This is a genomic window from Corynebacterium sp. HMSC08F01 (assembly GCF_001807545.1).
GTDB lineage: Bacteria > Actinomycetota > Actinomycetes > Mycobacteriales > Mycobacteriaceae > Corynebacterium > Corynebacterium coyleae.
On sequence record NZ_KV789335.1, the window covers coordinates 1 to 536 of the forward strand.

Below are 536 nucleotides of genomic sequence, written 5' to 3' on the forward strand. Positions count from 1 at the left end.
TGGCTGGTTGACGTGCCTGACCCGACCATCGGCCATACAGGCAGGGTCTACGACCAGATCTTCATCGACGGCACCTACACCGCAGGTGGCTGTCTGATCGTGGCGGCAACGCTCGACCACGTCATCGCCTGGCACTGGTGCAAACAAGAAACCACGCACGACTACAAATGCCTGCTCGAGCGCATCGAAGCACCGTTGATCGCTGTGATCGACGGTGGCCGAGGAGCCACAAGCGCAATTAAAACGTGCTGGCCAAACACCAAAATCCAACGCTGCCTCGTGCACGCCCAACGCAGAGTACGCCGCTACACCACCTCACGACCACGCACTGATGCTGGCCGCACCATCTACCGACTCGCGCTGAAACTCACCCGCATCACCACCCTGGACGAGGCTGCGCAATGGGGTGCACAACTGCAAGAGTTTCACACGCTCTACAAGGATTGGCTCAACGAAAAGACACAGGTCAAAGACCCGAAAACAGGCAAAGACACACTCGTGTGGACCCATGTCAACGTGCGCAAGGCCTACAACAG

1 pseudogene is annotated in these 536 nt (G+C 58.2%); it reads left to right on the top strand.

Features of this window, described 5'->3' with window-relative positions:
* Window positions 1-536: pseudogene (locus HMPREF3171_RS11445) on the top strand (IS256-like element ISCre1 family transposase); the annotation flags it as partial.